This is a genomic window from Lentibacter sp. (assembly GCF_965658795.1).
GTDB lineage: Bacteria > Pseudomonadota > Alphaproteobacteria > Rhodobacterales > Rhodobacteraceae > Lentibacter.
Genome location: NZ_CBFHTG010000012.1, coordinates 1 through 18,539 on the forward strand (window position 1 = coordinate 1; position 18,539 = coordinate 18,539).

At 58.8% G+C, this 18,539-nt stretch carries 18 protein-coding genes; 10 read left to right on the forward strand and 8 right to left on the reverse strand.

Annotation, left to right across the window (positions count from 1 at the left end):
- Positions 1 to 246: cbb3-type cytochrome c oxidase subunit II (locus ACTG3X_RS09705; RefSeq protein ID WP_439111063.1), on the reverse strand; the 246-nt coding region annotated here is incomplete at its 3' end.
- 13 nt (positions 247 to 259) lie between these two features.
- Positions 260 to 1,864 (reverse strand): cytochrome-c oxidase, cbb3-type subunit I, encoded by a 1,605-nt coding sequence (gene ccoN / locus ACTG3X_RS09710; protein WP_439111064.1) that lies wholly within the window; start codon positions 1,862 to 1,864, stop codon positions 260 to 262.
- 196 nt (positions 1,865 to 2,060) lie between these two features.
- On the opposite strand from ccoN, the gene ACTG3X_RS09715 reads away from it, so the two are divergent.
- On the forward strand, positions 2,061 to 2,900 hold the full coding sequence (locus ACTG3X_RS09715) for a universal stress protein (RefSeq protein WP_439111065.1): 840 nt from the start codon (positions 2,061 to 2,063) through the stop codon (positions 2,898 to 2,900).
- A gap of 143 nt (positions 2,901 to 3,043) precedes the next feature.
- Here the strand turns inward: ACTG3X_RS09715 and fnrL are convergent, their stop codons facing one another.
- Positions 3,044 to 3,790 carry a transcriptional regulator FnrL gene (fnrL, locus tag ACTG3X_RS09720; RefSeq protein ID WP_439111066.1) on the reverse strand — a complete coding sequence of 249 codons (747 nt, stop codon included), beginning with the start codon at positions 3,788 to 3,790 and terminating at the stop codon, positions 3,044 to 3,046.
- Between the two features lie 66 nt (positions 3,791 to 3,856).
- Between fnrL and hemN the strand changes: the two genes are divergently transcribed.
- Positions 3,857 to 5,212, forward strand: coding sequence for an oxygen-independent coproporphyrinogen III oxidase (gene hemN, locus ACTG3X_RS09725; protein ID WP_439111067.1), 1,356 nt, complete (start codon positions 3,857 to 3,859; stop codon positions 5,210 to 5,212).
- 99 nt (positions 5,213 to 5,311) lie between these two features.
- On the opposite strand, the gene ACTG3X_RS09730 is transcribed toward hemN, so the two are convergent.
- From ACTG3X_RS09730 to ACTG3X_RS09750, 5 genes are all read right to left on the reverse strand, one after another.
- Positions 5,312 to 6,916, reverse strand: a complete 1,605-nt coding sequence (locus ACTG3X_RS09730) for an ABC transporter ATP-binding protein (RefSeq protein ID WP_439111069.1) — start codon at positions 6,914 to 6,916, stop codon at positions 5,312 to 5,314.
- Positions 6,913 to 8,019, reverse strand: coding sequence for an ABC transporter permease (locus ACTG3X_RS09735; protein ID WP_439111149.1), 1,107 nt, complete (start codon positions 8,017 to 8,019; stop codon positions 6,913 to 6,915). Before ACTG3X_RS09735 ends, ACTG3X_RS09730 begins: the two co-directional genes overlap by 4 nt.
- 8 nt (positions 8,020 to 8,027) lie before the next feature.
- Positions 8,028 to 9,110 (reverse strand): microcin C ABC transporter permease YejB, encoded by a 1,083-nt coding sequence (locus ACTG3X_RS09740; protein ID WP_439111070.1) that lies wholly within the window; start codon positions 9,108 to 9,110, stop codon positions 8,028 to 8,030.
- 4 nt (positions 9,111 to 9,114) lie between these two features.
- Positions 9,115 to 11,046, reverse strand: coding sequence for an extracellular solute-binding protein (locus tag ACTG3X_RS09745; protein ID WP_439111071.1), 1,932 nt, complete (start codon positions 11,044 to 11,046; stop codon positions 9,115 to 9,117).
- Between the two features lie 169 nt (positions 11,047 to 11,215).
- Positions 11,216 to 11,740, reverse strand: a complete 525-nt coding sequence (locus tag ACTG3X_RS09750) for a c-type cytochrome (RefSeq protein ID WP_439111072.1) — start codon at positions 11,738 to 11,740, stop codon at positions 11,216 to 11,218.
- A gap of 122 nt (positions 11,741 to 11,862) precedes the next feature.
- Here ACTG3X_RS09750 and ACTG3X_RS09755 point away from each other — a divergent pair, with 122 nt between their 5' ends.
- The 8 genes from ACTG3X_RS09755 to ACTG3X_RS09790 all read left to right on the forward strand — a co-directional run bounded on the left by ACTG3X_RS09755 (position 11,863) and on the right by ACTG3X_RS09790 (position 18,513).
- Complete coding sequence (locus ACTG3X_RS09755; protein WP_439111073.1) at positions 11,863 to 12,693, forward strand: prephenate dehydratase; 831 nt, start codon at positions 11,863 to 11,865, stop codon at positions 12,691 to 12,693.
- A gap of 74 nt (positions 12,694 to 12,767) precedes the next feature.
- Entirely contained in the window at positions 12,768 to 13,154 is a 387-nt protein-coding gene (locus ACTG3X_RS09760; RefSeq protein WP_439111074.1) for a hypothetical protein, read from the forward strand.
- Between the two features lie 134 nt (positions 13,155 to 13,288).
- On the forward strand, positions 13,289 to 13,738 hold the full coding sequence (gene rpiB / locus ACTG3X_RS09765; RefSeq protein ID WP_439111075.1) for a ribose 5-phosphate isomerase B: 450 nt from the start codon (positions 13,289 to 13,291) through the stop codon (positions 13,736 to 13,738).
- An 85-nt stretch (positions 13,739 to 13,823) separates the two neighbouring features.
- Positions 13,824 to 14,711 carry a lysostaphin resistance A-like protein gene (locus ACTG3X_RS09770; RefSeq protein ID WP_439111076.1) on the forward strand — a complete coding sequence of 296 codons (888 nt, stop codon included), beginning with the start codon at positions 13,824 to 13,826 and terminating at the stop codon, positions 14,709 to 14,711.
- A gap of 3 nt (positions 14,712 to 14,714) precedes the next feature.
- On the forward strand, positions 14,715 to 15,623 hold the full coding sequence (locus tag ACTG3X_RS09775) for a lysostaphin resistance A-like protein (RefSeq protein WP_439111078.1): 909 nt from the start codon (positions 14,715 to 14,717) through the stop codon (positions 15,621 to 15,623).
- 77 nt (positions 15,624 to 15,700) lie between these two features.
- Complete coding sequence (gene accD, locus ACTG3X_RS09780; protein WP_439111079.1) at positions 15,701 to 16,639, forward strand: acetyl-CoA carboxylase, carboxyltransferase subunit beta; 939 nt, start codon at positions 15,701 to 15,703, stop codon at positions 16,637 to 16,639.
- Complete coding sequence (locus ACTG3X_RS09785) at positions 16,636 to 17,907, forward strand: bifunctional folylpolyglutamate synthase/dihydrofolate synthase (RefSeq protein ID WP_439111080.1); 1,272 nt, start codon at positions 16,636 to 16,638, stop codon at positions 17,905 to 17,907. Before accD ends, ACTG3X_RS09785 begins: the two co-directional genes overlap by 4 nt.
- Before the next feature lie 138 nt (positions 17,908 to 18,045).
- A complete protein-coding gene (locus ACTG3X_RS09790) occupies positions 18,046 to 18,513 on the forward strand; it encodes a hypothetical protein (protein WP_439111081.1) in 468 nt (155 codons plus the stop codon).
- Positions 18,514 to 18,539 lie beyond the last annotated feature (26 nt).

Consider the following 18,539-nt stretch of genomic DNA (forward strand, 5'->3'; position numbering starts at 1 on the left):
TTCGTCGCGCATCGGGCGGATCATCTGGCTGTGGCAGACATAGCAGCCTTCGCGGATGTAGATGTCACGTCCTGCCAACTCCAGAGGGGTGTAGGGGCGCATGCCCTCTACATCCTCAATGGTGTTTTCGAGCCAGAACAGCGGTGCAATCTGCACAATGCCACCGACTGTCACAACAAGGAAGGCGAAGATCGCAAGGAGCGTTACGTTGCGCTCAAGGATTGCGTGTTTGTCAAGAATAGCCATTCTCTATCCCTCCTTATTCTGCAGGGACGACGCCGTTCGTGGCTTCGACAGCCGGCGAACGTTTTACAGTCATCCAAAGGTTGTAACACATGATGATGGCACCAGCGAGGAACAGCGTTCCGCCCAGACCGCGCACAACATACATCGGGAATTTGGCACTCACAGTGTCAGCAAACGAGTTCACAAGGAAACCGTTGGCATCAACTTCACGCCACATCAGGCCTTCCATGATACCCGTCACCCACATGGATGCCGCGTAAAGGATGATGCCGATGGTCGCGAGCCAGAAGTGCCAGCTGACAAGACGCAGGCTGTAGAGGCGCTCACGGTTCCACAACTTGGGCACAAGGAAGTAAAGCGCGCCAAAGGTGATCATACCGTTCCAGCCCAAAGCACCCGAGTGCACGTGGCCGATTGTCCAGTCGGTGTAGTGTGACAGCGAGTTCACCGCACGGATCGACATCATCGGGCCTTCAAATGTGGACATGCCGTAAAAGCCCACCGAGATAACCATCATACGGATGATCGGATCGGTGCGCAGCTTGTCCCATGCGCCTGAAAGCGTCATCAGACCGTTGATCATACCGCCCCATGACGGCATCCAGAGCACGATCGAGAACACCATACCCAGCGTCGAAGCCCAGTCAGGCAGAGCTGTGTAGTGAAGGTGGTGAGGACCAGCCCAGATATAGATGAAGATCAGCGCCCAGAAGTGGATGATCGACAGCTTGTAGGAGAAGACAGGGCGTTCTGCCTGCTTGGGGATGAAGTAGTACATCATGCCCAAAAAGCCCGCTGTGAGGAAGAAGCCCACGGCGTTGTGGCCATACCACCACTGCGTCATCGCATCCTGAACACCCGAGAAGACCTGAACAGACTTCGAGCCGAAGATGGAGACTGGGATGCTCAGGTTGTTCACAACATGAAGCATCGCAACCGTGATGATGAAGGACAGGTAGAACCAGTTGGCCACATAAATGTGCGGCTCTTTACGCTTCACAAGCGTACCCACAAAGACAGCAAGGTAAGCAAGCCAGACAATTGTCAGCCACCAGTCAACATACCACTCGGGTTCGGCATATTCCTTGGATTGCGTTGCACCGAGCAAATACCCCGTTGCCGCAAGAACGATCATAAGCTGGAAGCCCCAGAAGACGAACCACGCCAGATTGCCACCCCAAAGGCGCGCGGCGCTGGTGCGCTGCACGACATAAAAAGATGTGGCGATAAGAGCATTGCCCCCAAACGCAAAAATCACCGCACTTGTGTGCAGTGGCCGCAGGCGTCCGAAGTTGGCAAGCCCTTGCGCCCATTCAAAGTTGAGCGCCGGAAAGGCCAGCTGGAAAGCGATGGTGACACCGACGAGAAAGCCCACAACACCCCAAAGAGCTGTTGCAACCACACCCGCGCGCACCACGCCGTCCATATATTCTCCTGAAAGATCTACGCTTGGTGCGTCATCTCCCGTTCTGCGCAACGTCCAGATGAAAAGTCCACCTGCCGCAAGCGCAACTGTCAGCGCGTTGACCAAATAGGCCAGGTCGCGCGCAAAGTTGGTCGCTATCAACGCAAAAAGCGTGATGAGAGCGAGCACAACCAGCTTGATGTAGTTACCCATGTTTCGTCCCTTCGTCTTACCCGCACACGATTCTTTCGTGCGTCAGGGCGATTTTCCTGAGCCTCTTTTGGTCTGAGGGCGGGATCGTCGCCTTGATCTGCATCAAGAAGCCTCTCCAAATTTCTTGATCTGCTTCAATGCAAGCTGCGCAAAAGGCTCCTAGCCTGAGAGGGAACATCAACCTTGGAGAACTGAGATGTCCTACAAAACAATCTTCACCGCGCTCTCCCAAGACAGCCTCGCCAAGCCCATGCTGGCCCATGCGAGCGCCATCTGTGACAGCTTTGACGCCCACCTTGATACCCTCTGCCTTGGCGTTGATCGCAGCCAAACAGGCTATTACTACGCAGGGGCCAACGCCATGGTGCTTCAGGAGGTCATCGAAAAGGCCAATGAAGACTCCCTTGCGCTGGAAAAGCTCGCACAGACAGAGCTTGGCAAAACAGACACGCGCTGGAGCTGTGACCACGGCATGGCGCAGCTGCCCGACATCGGCCGCCACGCCGCCACGCGCGCACGCTTTGCCGATATCGCCATTTTGCCCACACCCTACGGCGAAGACCGCGGCCCAGAACAGGAAGCGCTCGTCGAGGCCTGCCTCTTTGAAGCCCGCGTGCCTGTGCTTATCATTCCCGAAAAGCTTGAGCCGCTCGGCGCGCCCAAAACAGTGGTGATCGGCTGGAACGAAAGCGACGAAGCGCTCAGCGCTGTCCGCGCGGCCATGCCGTTGCTCGAGCAAGCCGATAAGGTGCATGTTGTGGTTATTGACCCGCCCAAACACGGGCCGAACCGCTCGGACCCCGGCGGACTTTTGTCAGTCTGGCTTGCGCGCCACGGTGTGCACACCGAGATCGACGTGCTCTCCAAAACCATGCCCCGTGTCTCGGATGTGCTCTTGCGCCATGCCACGGATGTGAACGCCGATCTGGTGGTGATGGGCGCTTACGGCCACTCGCGCTTCCGCGAAGCCATATTGGGTGGCGCAACACGCTATATGCTGGAGCAGTCAAAGCTGCCTGTTTTCATGGCACATTAAAGTAAGCTCGAATTTGCTTCGCAAATCCGATCCTCTGAGGGGGGCCAGCCCCCCCTCAGTTTCAATAGCCCGATGGTTATTGAAACTCTCCCCCCGGGATATTTTTAGCAAAAAGAAAGGCTGAAAGCCTCGGAGACGGAGTGCTAGCTCAACATACCGCCGTCAGAATCATCGCCAGCTTCTTCGGTAAGGCGGTCAAAATCGGGTACAAGCACATGGCGCTTGCCCACGAGGTCGATCACGCCATCCCGCTTGAGTGCGTTGATCTGGCGACTCACGGTTTCAAGCGTCAGACCGAGATAATCGGCCATCGCCTCGCGCGTCAGTGGCAGGTCAAACTCAAGTGGCCCCTGCCCTTTTGCAAGATTCAGCGTCGCGTCACGTCGGGCAATAATGCTCAGCAGGCTGGCAATCTTTTCGCGCGCTGTTTTGCGACCCAACACAAGCATCCACTCACGCGCTGCATCAAGCTCGTCAAGCGTCATCTCAAGCAAGCGCTGCGCAATATGCGGTGTGCGTTCCATCATGTCTTCAAAAGGTTTCTTGCGGAAACAACACATCACAACATCTGTCGTTGCGACAACATCATATGCAGCTGCCTCACGCCCGGGACGGCCGACAAAATCAGAGGGCAGAAGCAACCCGACCATCTGGGTGCGCCCGTCTTCCATCGCTTGGGTGAGCGAGGCCACCCCTTTTACAACCGACCCGACAAACTCCATACGATCGCCGGACCAGACAACGGTCTGACCTGCCTCATAGGTTCTGTAATATTTGATCTCTTCGAGGCGGTCGAGTTCCTCGCCCTCGCAGCGGGCACAAACAGCCCTGTGTCTGATGGGGCAATCCCCGCACTCTCGCGGTAGATCCGTTACTGTGGTCGTCTGCATTTTTTCACTTCGCGCGCTTGATCTGTATCAATGACGATACTCGTTCCTACGTTTAAGCCTAGCCCTATGATGACAAAAACTCAACTCGCAGATTTAGGGCTATTTGACGCAAAGGTACCGCGTTATACAAGCTACCCGACATCGCCCCAGTTCACCCCTTCCATCACAGGCGATATGTTCGCCCGCTGGATCTCGGTGATCCCGGAGGGCAGCGCGATTTCGCTCTATATCCACGTGCCCTTCTGCCGACGACTCTGCTGGTTTTGCGCCTGCCGCACGCAAGGCACCCAAAAAGAAGCGCCCGTGCGCGCCTATCTTCAGGTGCTCAAAGACGAGCTGGCGCTTTTGCAAGCCACCTTGCCACGCGGCGTGCGCCTTGCACGGCTGCATTGGGGCGGGGGCACACCAACACTTCTCAGCGCCGATATGATGCGCGAACTGGCCGAAGAGATCGCAAAAGTCGCACCCTTTGCCCCTGACTATGAATTTTCTGTAGAGATCGACCCCAACGAGATCGACAGCGCCCGCCTTGATGCGCTGGCCGCTGCAGGCATGAACCGTGCGTCCATTGGGGTGCAGGATTTTGACGATGAAATCCAACGCGCCATTGGCCGCATCCAGAGTTTTGAAGCGACGCGCAGCGCCATTGATATGATCCGTGCACATGGCGTGGAAAGCCTGAACGCCGACATTCTCTTTGGCCTGCCACACCAGTCAAAAGAACGCATCACAGAGAGCGTGCAAAAGCTGCTCGCCCTCTCGCCTGACCGCGTTGCCCTTTACGGCTATGCCCACGTGCCATGGATGGCCAAACGCCAGCAGATGATCCCTTCAGAGGCGCTCCCCACACCCGAAGAGCGGCTCGACCTCTTTGAGGCCGCGCGCAAGCTCTTTGTCTGGGATGGCTACGCCGAAATCGGGATTGACCACTTCGCCCGCCCAGATGACGGGCTGACGCGCGCCCAAAATACCGGCAAGCTGCGCCGCAACTTTCAAGGCTACACCGACGACACCAGTGATGTGCTTATCGGCCTTGGCGCCTCGTCTATCTCGCGCTTCCCGCAGGGCTACGCGCAAAACGCGCCCGCCACTTCGGCCCACACCAAAAAGATCGAAGAGGGCCACTTCTCGACATCACGGGGCCACGCCTTTTCCGATGAAGACAAGCTGCGCAGCCGCTTGATCGAGATGATCATGTGCGATTTCCGCATTGATGCCGCCGAGATCGTCTCGGAGCACCACATCTCGACAACAGAGCTTCAAAAGATGATGACCGAAGCCAATATGCGCTTTGCAAACCGTCTCAGCGTGACAGCCGAAGGGCTCTTCATCCCCGAGGCCATGCGCCCGCTGACACGGCTTATCGCACGTGCCTTTGATGCCTATGACCTCAGCAAAGCAGGCCACAGTTCGGCGATCTGATCGGCTCTTTCTTTTTGCTCTAAATATCCCCGCCGGAGGCCAGAATCTGGCCGAGCGAAGCGAGGCCCACCGCGATGCGCGCCAGCGCAGCGCAACACGTTACTCCGTCGCGCCGCTGGCCTTCAGCTCCAGTGCCGCTGTCAGCAGCGTCTTGGCATAGTCGGTCTGCGGGCGTTCAAACAGATCTTCTGCCGTCCCTGCCTCAATGACATCGCCCTGCTTCATCACAAGCACCTTGTGGCTCATCGCGCGCACCACGTTGAGGTCATGGCTGATAAACAAATACGCCAGCCCGTATTTGCGCTGAAGGTCGCGCAGCAAATCCACAATTTGCACCTGAACGGTCATATCAAGCGCACTTGTCGGCTCATCAAGCACAACAAGCTTGGGCCGCAAGATCATCGCCCGCGCAATGGCGATGCGCTGGCGCTGCCCGCCTGAAAACTCGTGAGGGTAGCGGTCCATCGTGGCAGGGTCGAGGCCAACCTCTTCCATAACCTCGGCCACAAGCGCGCGCTCGCTCTTGCCCTCGGGCTTGCCATGAACGCCGAGACCCTCGGCAATGATCTCGGCACAGCTCATACGCGGGCTGAGCGAGCCATAGGGGTCCTGAAAGACAATCTGCATCTCGCGGCGCAGGCTGCGCAGCTTCTTCGTGCTCCAGCCGCGCACATCCTCGCCCTGATAGGTGATGCCCCCTTCACTGCCGATCAGCCGCATGATGGCCAGCGCCAGCGTGGTCTTGCCAGAGCCGCTTTCTCCGACAATCCCCAGCGTTTCGCCTGCACGCACAGACAGGCTGGCCGCATTCACTGCCTTCACATGCCCCGTCACCCGCTTCATCAGCCCCGTCTTGATCGGAAACCAGACGCGCAAATTCTCGGTGCTCACAATCTCTTTGGCCCCTTCAGGCACCGGCTCGGGCTGGCCCACAGCGCGTGCGGCCAAGAGCTTTTGGGTATAGGGGTGCTTTGGCGCGTCAAACACAGCGGCCGCTTGCCCCGTCTCGACAATCTCGCCGCTCTTCATCACGCAGACTTTATCGGCAAAGCGCTGCACCACGCCCAAGTCATGGGTGATGAACAACAGCCCCATATTCTCGCTGGCTTTCAGCTCGTTGAGCAGCTCCAGAATTTGCGCCTGAATGGTCACATCAAGCGCGGTTGTCGGCTCATCCGCAATCAGAATGTCAGGCTTGTTGGCCAGCGCCATGGCAATCATCACACGCTGGCGCTGCCCGCCCGAAAGCTCGTGGGGGTAGGCGGTCAGGCGGCTCGCAGCATCGCGGATGCCGACTTTCTCCAGCAGCTCCAAGATCTGCCCGCGCGCCTCTTTGCGGCCCACGCCCTGATGCAGGGCAAGGCTCTCGCCAAGCTGCTTCTCAATCGTGTGCAAAGGGTTCAGCGAGGTCATCGGCTCCTGAAAAATGAAGCTGATGTCATTGCCACGCACCTTGCGCAGCAGCTTCTCCTTCGCCCCGATCATCTCTTGGCCGTCATATTTGACAGAGCCAGACACCTCGGCGCTGTCACCGAGCAAAGACACGGTGCAAAGCGCACTCACCGACTTGCCAGAGCCGCTCTCGCCCACCAGCGCAACCGTCTCGCCACGGTCCACGCTAAAGCTCACATCTTTCACCGCGTGGTTGGCCTTGCCATCCTGACGGAAGGTGACGTTCAGGCCCTGAACCTCAAGCAAACTCATTGGAAGGTCTTTCTCGGATCAAAGGCATCACGCACGCCCTCAAAGATGAAAACAAGCAGCGAGAGCATGATTGCAAAGGTGAAAAACGCCGTAAAGGCCAGCCATGGCGCCTCAAGGTTCTGCTTGGCTTGCAGCGTCAGCTCGCCAAGGCTCGGCGCGCTTGAAGGCAGACCAAAGCCGAGAAAGTCCAGGACAGCCAGTGAAGAGATTGTCCCTGTCACAATAAACGGCAGCATCGTCAGCGTCGCCACCATGGCGTTGGGCAGCATATGGCGGAACATGATCGTGGCATTGCTCACGCCAAGCGCCTTGGCCGCGCGCACATATTCAAGGTTGCGCGCCCGCAAGAACTCGGCGCGCACGACACCCACAAGCGACATCCAGCCAAACAAGACCATCAGCGCGACAAGCAGCCAGAAACTGCGCCCCAGAATAGCGAACATGATGATGATCACATAGAGCTGCGGGGTAGATGTCCAGATTTCGATGATGCGCTGGAAGACAAGGTCAAGCCAGCCCCCGAAATAGCCCTGCACAGCCCCCGCCGCGACACCGATGATCGAGGCCGCCCCCGTCACAATCAGTGTGAAAAGGATCGAGAGGCGAAAGCCGTGAATGACCCGCGCCAGCACATCGCGCTTGGTGGCATCGGTGCCCAGAAGGTTCTCGCCATTGGGCGGCAGTGGGGCCGCACCCGGGCGCTCGACAGCTGTATCAAACGAATAAGGAATAAGCGGCCAGATCGCCCAGCCCTTCTGAAAGCCCTCAGCCGCGTAGTCACCGGCCTCAATCGCTGCAATGATACCCTCGGGGTCGTCAAAGCAGTCTTCAACCCCGCCTGAGGCGATGAGGCATTGCACCTCCGGGTCGCGGTAGACCGCCTCTGTCTGGAAATCTCCGCCAAATTCGGTCTCGGGGTAAAAAGTCCAGATCGGCGCATAATACTGGCCGCGATAGTTCACAAGGATCGGCTTGTCATAGGCGAGGAACTCGGCAAACAGGCTCAGCACAAACAGCACACTGAAAATCCACATCGACCAATAGGCCCGCCTGTTGGTCTTGAAGTTGCGCCAGCGGCGCGCATTGATGGGGGAAAGCGTCATCAAAGCCATCAGCCCTCCCTCCGCTCAAAGTCGATCCGCGGATCAACCAAAACATACATAAGGTCCGACAAGATCCCCACAACGAGGCTGATCAGCCCGAAGATAAAGAGCGTGCCAAAGACAATGGGGTAATCCCGCGCAACAGCGGCTTCAAAGCCAAGCCGCCCAAGACCATCAAGCGAAAAGATCGTCTCGATGATGAGCGAGGCGCCAAAGAACACGCCGATGAAAACAGCGGGAAAACCCGCAATCACAATCAGCATCGCGTTGCGGAACACGTGGCCATAAAGCACCGCGCTTTCGCTCAGGCCTTTGGCCTTGGCGGTCATGACATATTGCTTTTTCATCTCGTCCAAAAAGCTGTTTTTGGTGAGCAGTGTCAGCGTGGCAAAGCCCGAAATGGTCGAGGCCAGCACAGGCAGGGTGATGTGCCAGAGGTAGTCTTTCACCTTGCCCCACGCACTCAGCGTCTCGAAGTTGTCGCTGGTCAGGCCGCGCAACGGAAAGATTTGCCAGTAAGAGCCGCCCGCAAAAAGCGTGAGCAACAAGATACCAAACAGAAATCCGGGGATCGCATAGCCCGCGATAATCGCGCCGCTTGTCCATGTGTCAAAGGGTGTCCCGTCTTTCACAGCCTTGCGGATCCCCAGCGGGATCGAGATCATATAGGCGATGAGGGTCGACCAAAGCCCAAGCGTGATGGAGACAGGCAGCTTCTCCTTGATCAGATCGATCACGCTCGCAGAGCGGAAATAACTCTCGCCAAAGTCAAAGCGCATGTAGTTGCCCAGCATCTGGAAAAAGCGCTGCACAGGCGGTTTGTCAAAGCCGAACTCTTTTTCAAGCTCCGCAATAAACTCGGGCGGCAACCCCCGCGAACCCACATACTCGCTTGTGCTTGTGCCAAGCGTCGCTTCAGAGCCGTCTTGCCCTGCAAAGCTGCCAAAGACATTGCCCTCGCCCTGCGCACGCGCAATCGCCTGCTCCACGGGGCCACCGGGCACAAACTGCGCCAGAGCAAAGTTGATCAGCATAATGCCGAAAAGTGTCGGAATGATCAGCAGCAATCGCCGCAGGATATAGGCGCCCATAAGGTTACCGCAGTGCCCCTTGTTCTTTCAGGTTTTCGCCCTTGTCTGCGTCATACCACCAGAAATCAAGCGCACCGAGCGCAAAAGGCGGAATATCTTCGGGGCGTCCGTATTGGTCCCAGTAGGCAACCCAGTGATCGGCCACATACCCTGTCGGAATGAGGAAAAATTCGTGGCGCAACGCGCGGTCAAGCGCACGCAGCATCATGTCTTCTTCCGCTTGGCTCTCGCTCAAAAGCGCCTTTTCGATGATCTCGTCCACAACAGGGCTGGCCAGCGCGGCCGGATTAAACAGAGAGAACTCCGCCGCTTCAGAGCCAAAGCGCTGTTGCAGGCCCGTGCCCACACCGAACAGCGCGGGGTAGCCGTCAAGCACAAGGTCATAATCCTTGTCGCGCTCGCGCGACGTGTATTGCGAGGGGTCAACCGCTTCAAACTTCGCATCAATCCCCAAGACTTGCAGGTTGCTCACAAAGTTTTCGGCCAGCGCCTTGTTGGTGGGTGTGTCTGACGAGTTGAAAAGAAAATTCAAGGTCAGCAACTCGCCCGCAGCGTTCCTGCGCTTGCCATCATCGCCCACAGCCCAGCCCGCATCGTCCAAAAGCTTCATCGCTGTGCGCAGGTTGCGGCGGTCGTTGAGCCGCTCTGGCTTTGAGCTGTGCGGCACACGCGCCGCCGCGCTCAGCATCTCGGGGGCGACATCGGCTTGCAACCCTTGCAAAAACGCCAGCTCCGCGCCCTCGGCCACGCCTTGGGCCTCATATTTTGTACCCGTCGAGAACGACTGTTGCTGGCTTTGCAGCCCGTATAGCAACGAAGCATTGGTCCACTCAAAGTTAAAGCCCAGCGCCACAGCGTCGCGCACACGCGCATCTTTCAGCACGTCGCGCCCGAGGTTGAAGACTACTCCGGTGTTCGCAGGCGGTGTCCCGTCGGGGATTTCTTCCAGCTTCACAAAGCCGCTGTCGCGCGCAGGAAACTCGTAAGAGGTGGCCCAGCGCTTGGGGTCTGCCTCGCTGCGGTAGGTCACTTCACCCGCCTTAAAGGCCTCAAACGCCGCCGTGGCATCGGCGAAATACTCGATGCGAATACGGTCAAAGTTGTGCCGCCCGCGGTTGATGGGCAAGTCGTTGCCCCAATACTCAGGGTTGCGCTGGTAGGTCACGCGGCGGTTCACATCGACGCTTTCCACCATATACGGCCCGGAGCCGGGTGATATCTCAAGCCGGCTTTCATCCAGCCGCGCCCCACTTTCCTCGTACCATTTCTTCGACCACGCAGGCACAAACCCCACCTGATCAATCAACGAACGGCGCGAAATGCCCTCGGCAAAATAAAACTTGATGGTGTGGTCATCCAGAACCTCAACCTTGGGAATGCGCTTGCGCACCGCATCGGCGTAAGATTTCAGCCCCTGATCCAGAAGCAGGTTGTGGCTAAAGGCAATGTCATGCGCGGTCACAGGGCTGCCATCCGAAAACTTGGCCTCCGGGCGCATATGGAAAATCACCCATGATTTATCCGTGGGATACTCCAGCTTGTGCGCAAGCAGCCCGTAATATTCTCCATCCACATCCGCAGGCAAAGCGCCCGACCCCGCCAAAACCGATCCGAGAAGGGATTCGTAGCCAACCGTAGCCAAAGCCGCCGCGCGGCCTTTGCGGGTGTAGGGGTTCATGCTGTCAAAGGTGCCCGCCACAGCGATAGAGATTTCGCCTCCCTTGGGCGCATCGGGGTTCACATAGTTGAAATGCGTATAATCCTCAGGGTAGCTGAGATCGCCAAAATAGGAATACCCGTGGCTCTCGATGATCTCGCTCTCGGCGCGCAACATAAGCGCCGATGCGGCAAGCATCCCCACGCTCAGCAGAAGTGCGGGCCGCCAATCGGCCAAAGCCTTTGCATAACGCGCGGTTGTTGCCTGTGGTCGGGTCATACTCGCCTCCTGTCAGAGAAATCATGCAAACAATCTAGGGTCACAACACCCTAGTTTCCAACTCTGCTGACATTCAAGTTGAGAATTCGTGATCAGACACCCCCACAACGCAAAACCGCCAGCGGTTTTTCAACGCTGGCGGCTCGCAATGTCGTCATGTCAGGCGTGATCAGTCGTCAAGGCTGTCCAGATACGCAATCACATCTGCGCGGTCTGTTGCTTTCTTGAGGCCAGAAAAGCTCATACTTGTGCCCGGTGCCGCTTTGCGCGGGTTCTCAAGGAAGGCGCTGAGCGCTTCAGGTGTCCAGACGTCGCCCACTTGCAGAAGCGCTTCGGAGTATTCAAAGCCGACTGCAGCGTCGATATCGCGGTTCACAACGCCGTAAAGGTACGGGCCGATTTTGTTTTCGCCTTGCACGAGGCTGTGGCAGGCAGAGCACTTCTTAAAGACTTTCGCGCCATCGCCGATGTCAGCCGCTGCCATAAGCTCTGCAAAGTCGGGGCCTTCTTCCTCAACTTCGGCTTCGCCTGTGTCTTCAACTTCAATCAGGTAGCCAGCTGCGTGCTCTTCGCCATAGCTGTGACCACCGCCAACAGCATAGAGCGATTCTGCACCCCATTTGCCGAGGAGCAGAACAAGCAGAGATCCGCAGACAGCGCCGAGGATTTTCGTAAACGTCATTGTATCAAACATGGGCCAGATTCCGTTTGGTAGCTTTTGGCGGTTATCTATCCGCTTCCACTCCCTTTGCGCAAGGTGTAGTTTCTGCGGCTAAACGCCCCTTGTCTCAGGGGATGTACGAAAAAGGTTAAAAAATGACCCAGAAGATCGCGTTTCAAGGCGAGCTTGGCGCCTATAGCCACGAAGCCTGCAGCACAGCCCGCCCCGATGCCACGCCCGTGCCTTGCCCCTCTTTTGAGGCGGCCATCGCTGCGGTCAAGTCAGGCGCAGCTGATTTTGCCATGCTCCCCGTCGAAAACACGACCTATGGCCGCGTGGCCGACAACCACCGCCTGATCCCGGATTGCGGCTTGTTCATTGTCGATGAAGCCTTCGTGCGCGTGCGGATCGCGCTCATGGCCAATGCTGGCGTGCCGCTTGCGGCTGTGAAACGCGTGCGCGCCCACCCCGTGCTGCTGCCCCAGTCCGCCACTTTCCTTAAAGAGCACGGCATAGAGCCGATCGCAGCAGCCGACAGTGCAGGCGCAGCGGCCGATCTGGCCCGCAGCGGCGCAACCGATGAGGGCGTCCTCGCCTCCGAACTTGCCGCCGACATCCACGGCCTCACCGTTCTGGCCAGTGATATCGAAGATCACGGCCACAACACGACCCGATTTGTCATAATGGGCCCAAAGCCCGACCGCGCCCGCCGTGGCAAGCTCAACATGATGACAACCTTTGTCTTTGAAGTGCGCAACATCCCCGCCGCGCTCTACAAAGCCATGGGCGGCTTTGCCACCAACGGTGTCAACATGACCAAGCTGGAAAGCTACATGGTTGATGGCAGCTTCACCGCCACCCGCTTTTACGCCGACATCGACGGCCACCCCGACGACCCCAACGTCAAGCTGGCACTCGAAGAGCTGGACTATTTCACATCCTACATCCAGATCATCGGGGTGTATCCTGCTGACAGGGAGCGGTGATCACTGCCGGCGCGCAAGCGCTCGGTGGCTGAAAGAGACATAGCTGTTATCCTGAAATCAATTAGGACGTTTAAATGCAGGACGAAGTTTTTGAATACTCCAAGCGGGAGCACAGGCAGATCGTTCAGGAGCTGCGGGTAGACGTCATCAAATATATAATTGGCATCTTGTTATTTGCACTGGCCGTGCCCGCAGTCGTCGTGGTCTTGACGCTCGAAAGCAAGATACCAGAGGTGCTGATTTCAAAAACCACTGTCACACTGATCTTCTTAAGCTGGGCGACGATCATTTGCGGCATAATATCAGGATCGGCCTACCTCGCAATTGCCCCTCGCTGGGTGATCTGGCGAAAGCACGAGACCTTTCTTAATGTTACTTATGCCCTTTGTCCTAGCTTTTTATTGCTGGCGGCTGGCTTGATTGCCTTGCTGTATCTCAACCTGCTCTTTCGTATCTTCTGAAACCTGGCCGTCTGGCCAAGCAGAAAGGTATCACGCAAAAATGCCCAAGTCCCCCTTTGCACCAAGCGGGTTTTGCCGCTAAAGCGCCCTCAGGTGCATACGCGCCTGATAGCCAACTCAAGAAAGACCACCCCATGACAGCCAAAACACGCATCGTTCTTTCCAGTGATCACGCCGCCATTGGCACACGTCAGGCCATTGCGGCCCATATTACAGCGCTCGGCTATGAGGCGGTTGATATCGGCCCTGTCACGCCCGAAAGCACACCCTACCCCAAGCATGGTGCCGAGGCCGCCGAGCGGGTCGCCTCAGGCGATTGTGCTCTTGGCATCATCCTCTGCGGCACAGGCCAGGGTATCATGATGGCGGCCAACAAGGTCAAAGGTGTGCGCTGCGGCGTCTGCTCCGATACCTTCTCGGCCCGCATGATCCGCGCACACAATGACGCCAATATGCTCGCGCTTGGCGTGCGCGTTCTGGGCGAGGGTCTGGCGCTGGATATCGTCGATGCGTTCCTCTCTGCCGAGTTTGAAGGCGGGCGTCACGCCACCCGCGTTGACATGATCAAGGCCATGGAAGCCTAAGCACCGCAGCCACATCTTGGCAAAAATAAGCAGAGCGCGCCGCCTTTGGCTTTGCGGCGCGCGCGTTTGGGGCTAAGCCTCAGCCATGCGTTATCAGGCCCAAGACTCTCTCACAGACCCAGCGCGCCCAAGCCGTGAGCTTTGGCGCTTTGCCTTGGGCTTGGGCCTAGTGGCCGCCTGCTATCTGGCGCTCGGCTATAGCTACTTCACCCTGCTTGCCGAGCTGGTCACGCCGCAAGACTGGCCCGCTCTGGCCCGCGAAATCGACACAGGCAGCAGCGCCCGCGGGATGCTGGCGATACTGGCCTCTTTCGGCTTTATCATTATTTCTCTCGCACTTGTGGTCAACTTTTTGCACGGGCGGCATCTGTCCACGCTCTTTGGTGCGGGGCGCATCTTTGCCGCCCAGTCTCTGCGCGTCGGCACAGCGCTCACGGGCTTTGCCGTTTTGCTCTGGGTTCTGCCCGAGCCTGCGCTGCTCCAGCCCTTTCACAACATTGACTACCTGCGCTGGCTCGCGCTTCTGCCCCTGTCGCTGCCACTGCTCTTTGTGCAGGTCACCTCCGAAGAGCTGCTCTTTCGCGGCTATGCCCAAAGCCAGCTTGCCGCGCGCTTCTCAAGCCCGCTGGTCTGGCTTGTGCTCCCCGCGCTCGTCTTTGGCGCACTACATTATGACCCTGCCGCCGCAGGCAGCAACGCGTGGGCGCTGGCGGTCAGCGCTTCGCTCTTTGGCCTTGCCGCCGCCGATCTGACCGCCCGTTCAGGCACATTGGCTCCGGCCATTGCGCTGCATCTCTTCGTCAATGCGACGGCGCTGCTCTATCTTGCACCCGGTGACAGGCTCTATGGCCTTGCCCTCTACACCTACCCGTTCGAGCTGGCCAACCCTGCGCTTTTGCCCGTCTGGCTGCCTTATGACCTCATGATCCTGCTTTGCGCATGGCTCGCTGCGCGGCTCTCGCTGGGCCGCTAACAGATGCGCCCGTCGCCCTATGCCCCACACCGTGCCTTTGTTGCGCCTGCGTTCAAACGCACAGGGCTTTTGCTGCTGATCTTCGGTTTTGGTGTGATCGAGCTGATCTACCATATCACCTATGATCTGATTGATGCGCTCCTGCTCCGCGCCGACCCCGAGATGCTTGAAGCCTTCTACCTTGGCGCAACACCGCTCAGCCTTGGCGCGCAACTGCTCTCTTTTGCCGCCCTTGGCGCAGCGGTGATGCTGGTGACCCGCATCTTACACAAGCGCGCGGCCCTCACCCTCATCGGCCCTCCGGGGCTGGCCGCGCGGCAGTTTGCAGCTGTCTTTCTGCCGCTGCTGTTTTTGCTCTTTGTGCTTGAGCTGATCCCCCCATGGTGGAGCGGTGATGCGCTTGAGCGCACCCGCAATGTTGCGCTCTGGGCCGTGCTTTTGCCCCCTGCGCTCCTGATGGTGTTTGTCCAGATCGGCGCAGAAGAGCTGCTCTACCGTGGCTACCTGCAACAACAGCTCGCCACTGTGTTTGAACACCCCGCAAGCTGGCTCATCCTCACCAACGTCGCCTTTGGGCTGGCGCATTGGGAGGCAGGCGCAGGCGGGGCGGCAAGCCTGCAATATGTGCTCTGGGCCTTTGCCTTCGGCGTTTTGGCCTCTGATCTCACCGCACGGTCAGGTACGCTTGGCCCCGCACTGGCCTTTCACCTGGCCAACAACACCTTCGCCTTCCTGCTCTATGGCGAGGCCGATGGCCCCTCCTCCGGCTTTGCGCTGTTTCTGTTTCCGCCCGAGGCGCTCGACGAAGCCTTTGAAACAAGCGCCACAGCCCTCTTTAGCCCGCAAATCTTTCTGGAAATAGGCATCCTGTTGCTCATGTGGCTCACCGCGCGCATCGCACTGCGCCGCTAAGCACCACGCGCCGATTGCATTTCCCGCCCGTCCTGATTATCTGACCTTAAGACAAGTGAAACGGCAAAGGCTCCTTTATGAACTGGATCACAAACTACGTCCGCCCGCGCATCAACTCGATCTTCTCGCGCCGCGACACGCCCGAGAACCTCTGGAGCAAATGCGACGACTGCGGCACAATGCTGTTTCACCGCGAGCTGGCCAACAACCTCAATGTTTGTACCTCCTGTGGCCACCACATGGGTATTTCCCCGCGCGACCGCTTCACAGCCCTGTTTGACGGCGGCATCTTTGCCGAGGTCGATGTGCCCCTGCCCATCGAAGACCCGCTCAAGTTCCGCGACCAGAAGCGCTACCCCGACCGCATGAAAGCCGCCCAGAAATCAACGGGCGAAAAAGAAGCGATGCTCGTGGTCGAAGGCGAGATCGGGCGCACGCCCATCGTGGCTGCTGCGCAGGACTTCTCCTTCATGGGTGGCTCCATGGGTATGTATGTCGGCAACGCCATCATCGCCGCCGCCGAGCGCGCGGTAAAGCTCAAGCGCCCGCTCGTGCTCTTCTCCGCTGCTGGCGGCGCACGGATGCAAGAGGGCATCCTCAGCCTCATGCAAATGCCGCGCACCACAGTGGCTGTGCAAATGCTCAAAGAAGCTGGGCTGCCCTATATCGTTGTGCTCACACACCCGACAACAGGCGGCGTCACCGCGTCCTACGCCATGTTGGGCGATGTCCAGATCGCCGAACCAAACGCGCTGATCTGCTTCGCGGGTCCCCGCGTCATCCAGCAAACCATCGGTGAAAAGCTCCCCGAAGGGTTCCAGCGCGCCGAATACCTGCTCGATCACGGTATGCTTGACCGCGTGACACCCCGCACAGAAATGCGCGCAGAGCTGATCAAAATCACCCGTATGCTCATGGGGATGTCCCCCGCCGTAGCAGGCGACCTGCCCGCGCCCGATGCAGCCGAGGCAGAGCTGGCCACAGCCCCCGCAAAAGAGGAAGACGCCAAAAAATGAGCGGAAGTTCAGATCTCATCCTTGAAAGGATGATGGCGCTACACCCCAAGGTCATAGACCTGACGCTAGACCGTATGTGGAAGTTGCTCGATGCATTGGGCAACCCGCAAGACAAGCTGCCCCCCGTGATCCACATCGCAGGAACCAACGGCAAAGGCTCAACCCTTGCCATGTTGCGCGCAGGCATTGAGGGCGCAGGGCTGACGGCCCACGCCTACACCTCGCCGCATCTGGCGCGGTTTCACGAGCGCATCGTGCTGGCAGGCGAGCTGATCACGGAAGAGCACCTCACCGAGGTGCTTGACGAGTGCTATGCCGCCAACAATGGCGAGACGATCACCTATTTCGAGATCACCACCTGCGCTGGCATCCTGGCCATGTCGCGCACGCCGGCAGACTATACGCTGCTTGAAGTGGGCCTTGGCGGGCGGCTTGACGCCACCAATGTGGTCGCGCGCCCCGCCCTCACCGTGATCACGCCAGTGTCTTATGACCATCCGCAGTTTCTGGGCGAAACCGTCGCCGAGATCGCGGGCGAAAAAGCAGGCATCATCAAACGCGGCGTACCGCTCATCCTGTCAGGCCAGACCGAAGACGCCGCCGAGGTGATCGAGGCCCGCGCCGCCAGCCTTGGCGCCGAGCTGATCGCGCAAGGCCAGCACTGGCACGTCTCTGAAGAGCGCGGACGCCTCGTTTATCAGGATGAAACAGGCTTGCTTGACCTGCCCGCGCCCGCGCTCATGGGCGCGCACCAGTTCCAGAACGCAGGCGCGGCCCTCGCAGGGCTACGCAAGCTTGGCCTGCCCGAGGCCTCCTATGAAGCCGCCGTCACGCAAGCCACATGGCCCGCGCGGATGCAAAAGCTCTCCAAAGGCCCGCTGATCGACACGGCTCCCACAGCCGAGCTCTGGCTTGATGGCGGCCACAACGCCGCCTGTGGCGCAACATTGGCCGAAGCCTTCACACGTCTGCCCAAGCGCCCCACCTATATGATCTGCGGTATGCTCAACACCAAAGACATTGCGGGCTACCTTGCCCCTGTGGTGCCCCATATCACAGCGCTGCACGCCGTTTCCATTCCCGGTGAGGCCAACACGCTGCCCGCCGCGACCACCGCCAAAGCGGCCACCGACGCAGGCCTGAAAGCAAAAGCCGCCGAGAGCGTCGCCGCCGCACTGCGCCAGATCACAGCTGAAGAGCCAAACGCCCGCGTGCTGATCTGCGGCTCGCTCTACCTCGCAGGCCACATCCTGCGCGAACACAGCTGATCCTTCAGGGTTAACGCGGCGCAACCTGCGTTAACCATTTGTTAAAAAGTCGCTTTTCGCCACAGTCCGCCGCGCGCATATTGACCTGCGCTGCGCTGTGCTGATAGCTCTGCCCAAAAACGAGTGGTTATTTTTAAGATGGTTCGCATTTACAGCATTATCGCCGCCTTTGTGGCGGTCACCCTTGGCCTTGTCCTGCTCCAGCCTTCGCTGGAAGAAGAGGTGGCCAGCGCCCCCCGGCCCATTGAAGCGGTCAGCCGTGACGCCGTCAATTTGCTTGATACGGTCGAGCCTGCCCCGCTGGACGCGCTCGTCGCGCAAGCGCTCACCGAAGCCATCGGAGCGCCTCAACAGCCAGACACTGACACACCCACGGGGGCACAGCCCGCCGCAGCGACAGCAACCGGCGCAACCGCGCCAGCCAAAGACCTGGAAGCGATGACATGGGCCACGCTCGGCAACCTTCAGCGCGCCACAGGCCAGAGCCGCCAGCAAGGCGAAAGGGGTAGCCTGCTCTATCACCTTGTACAGCGCTCTCTGACCGAAAGCCTCAACACAAGCGACCCATACGCCGCCAGCCTGCGCGCAGAAGCGGCCTCCTACTAGGCTTTGGCCGCGCTATCGCCGCATTG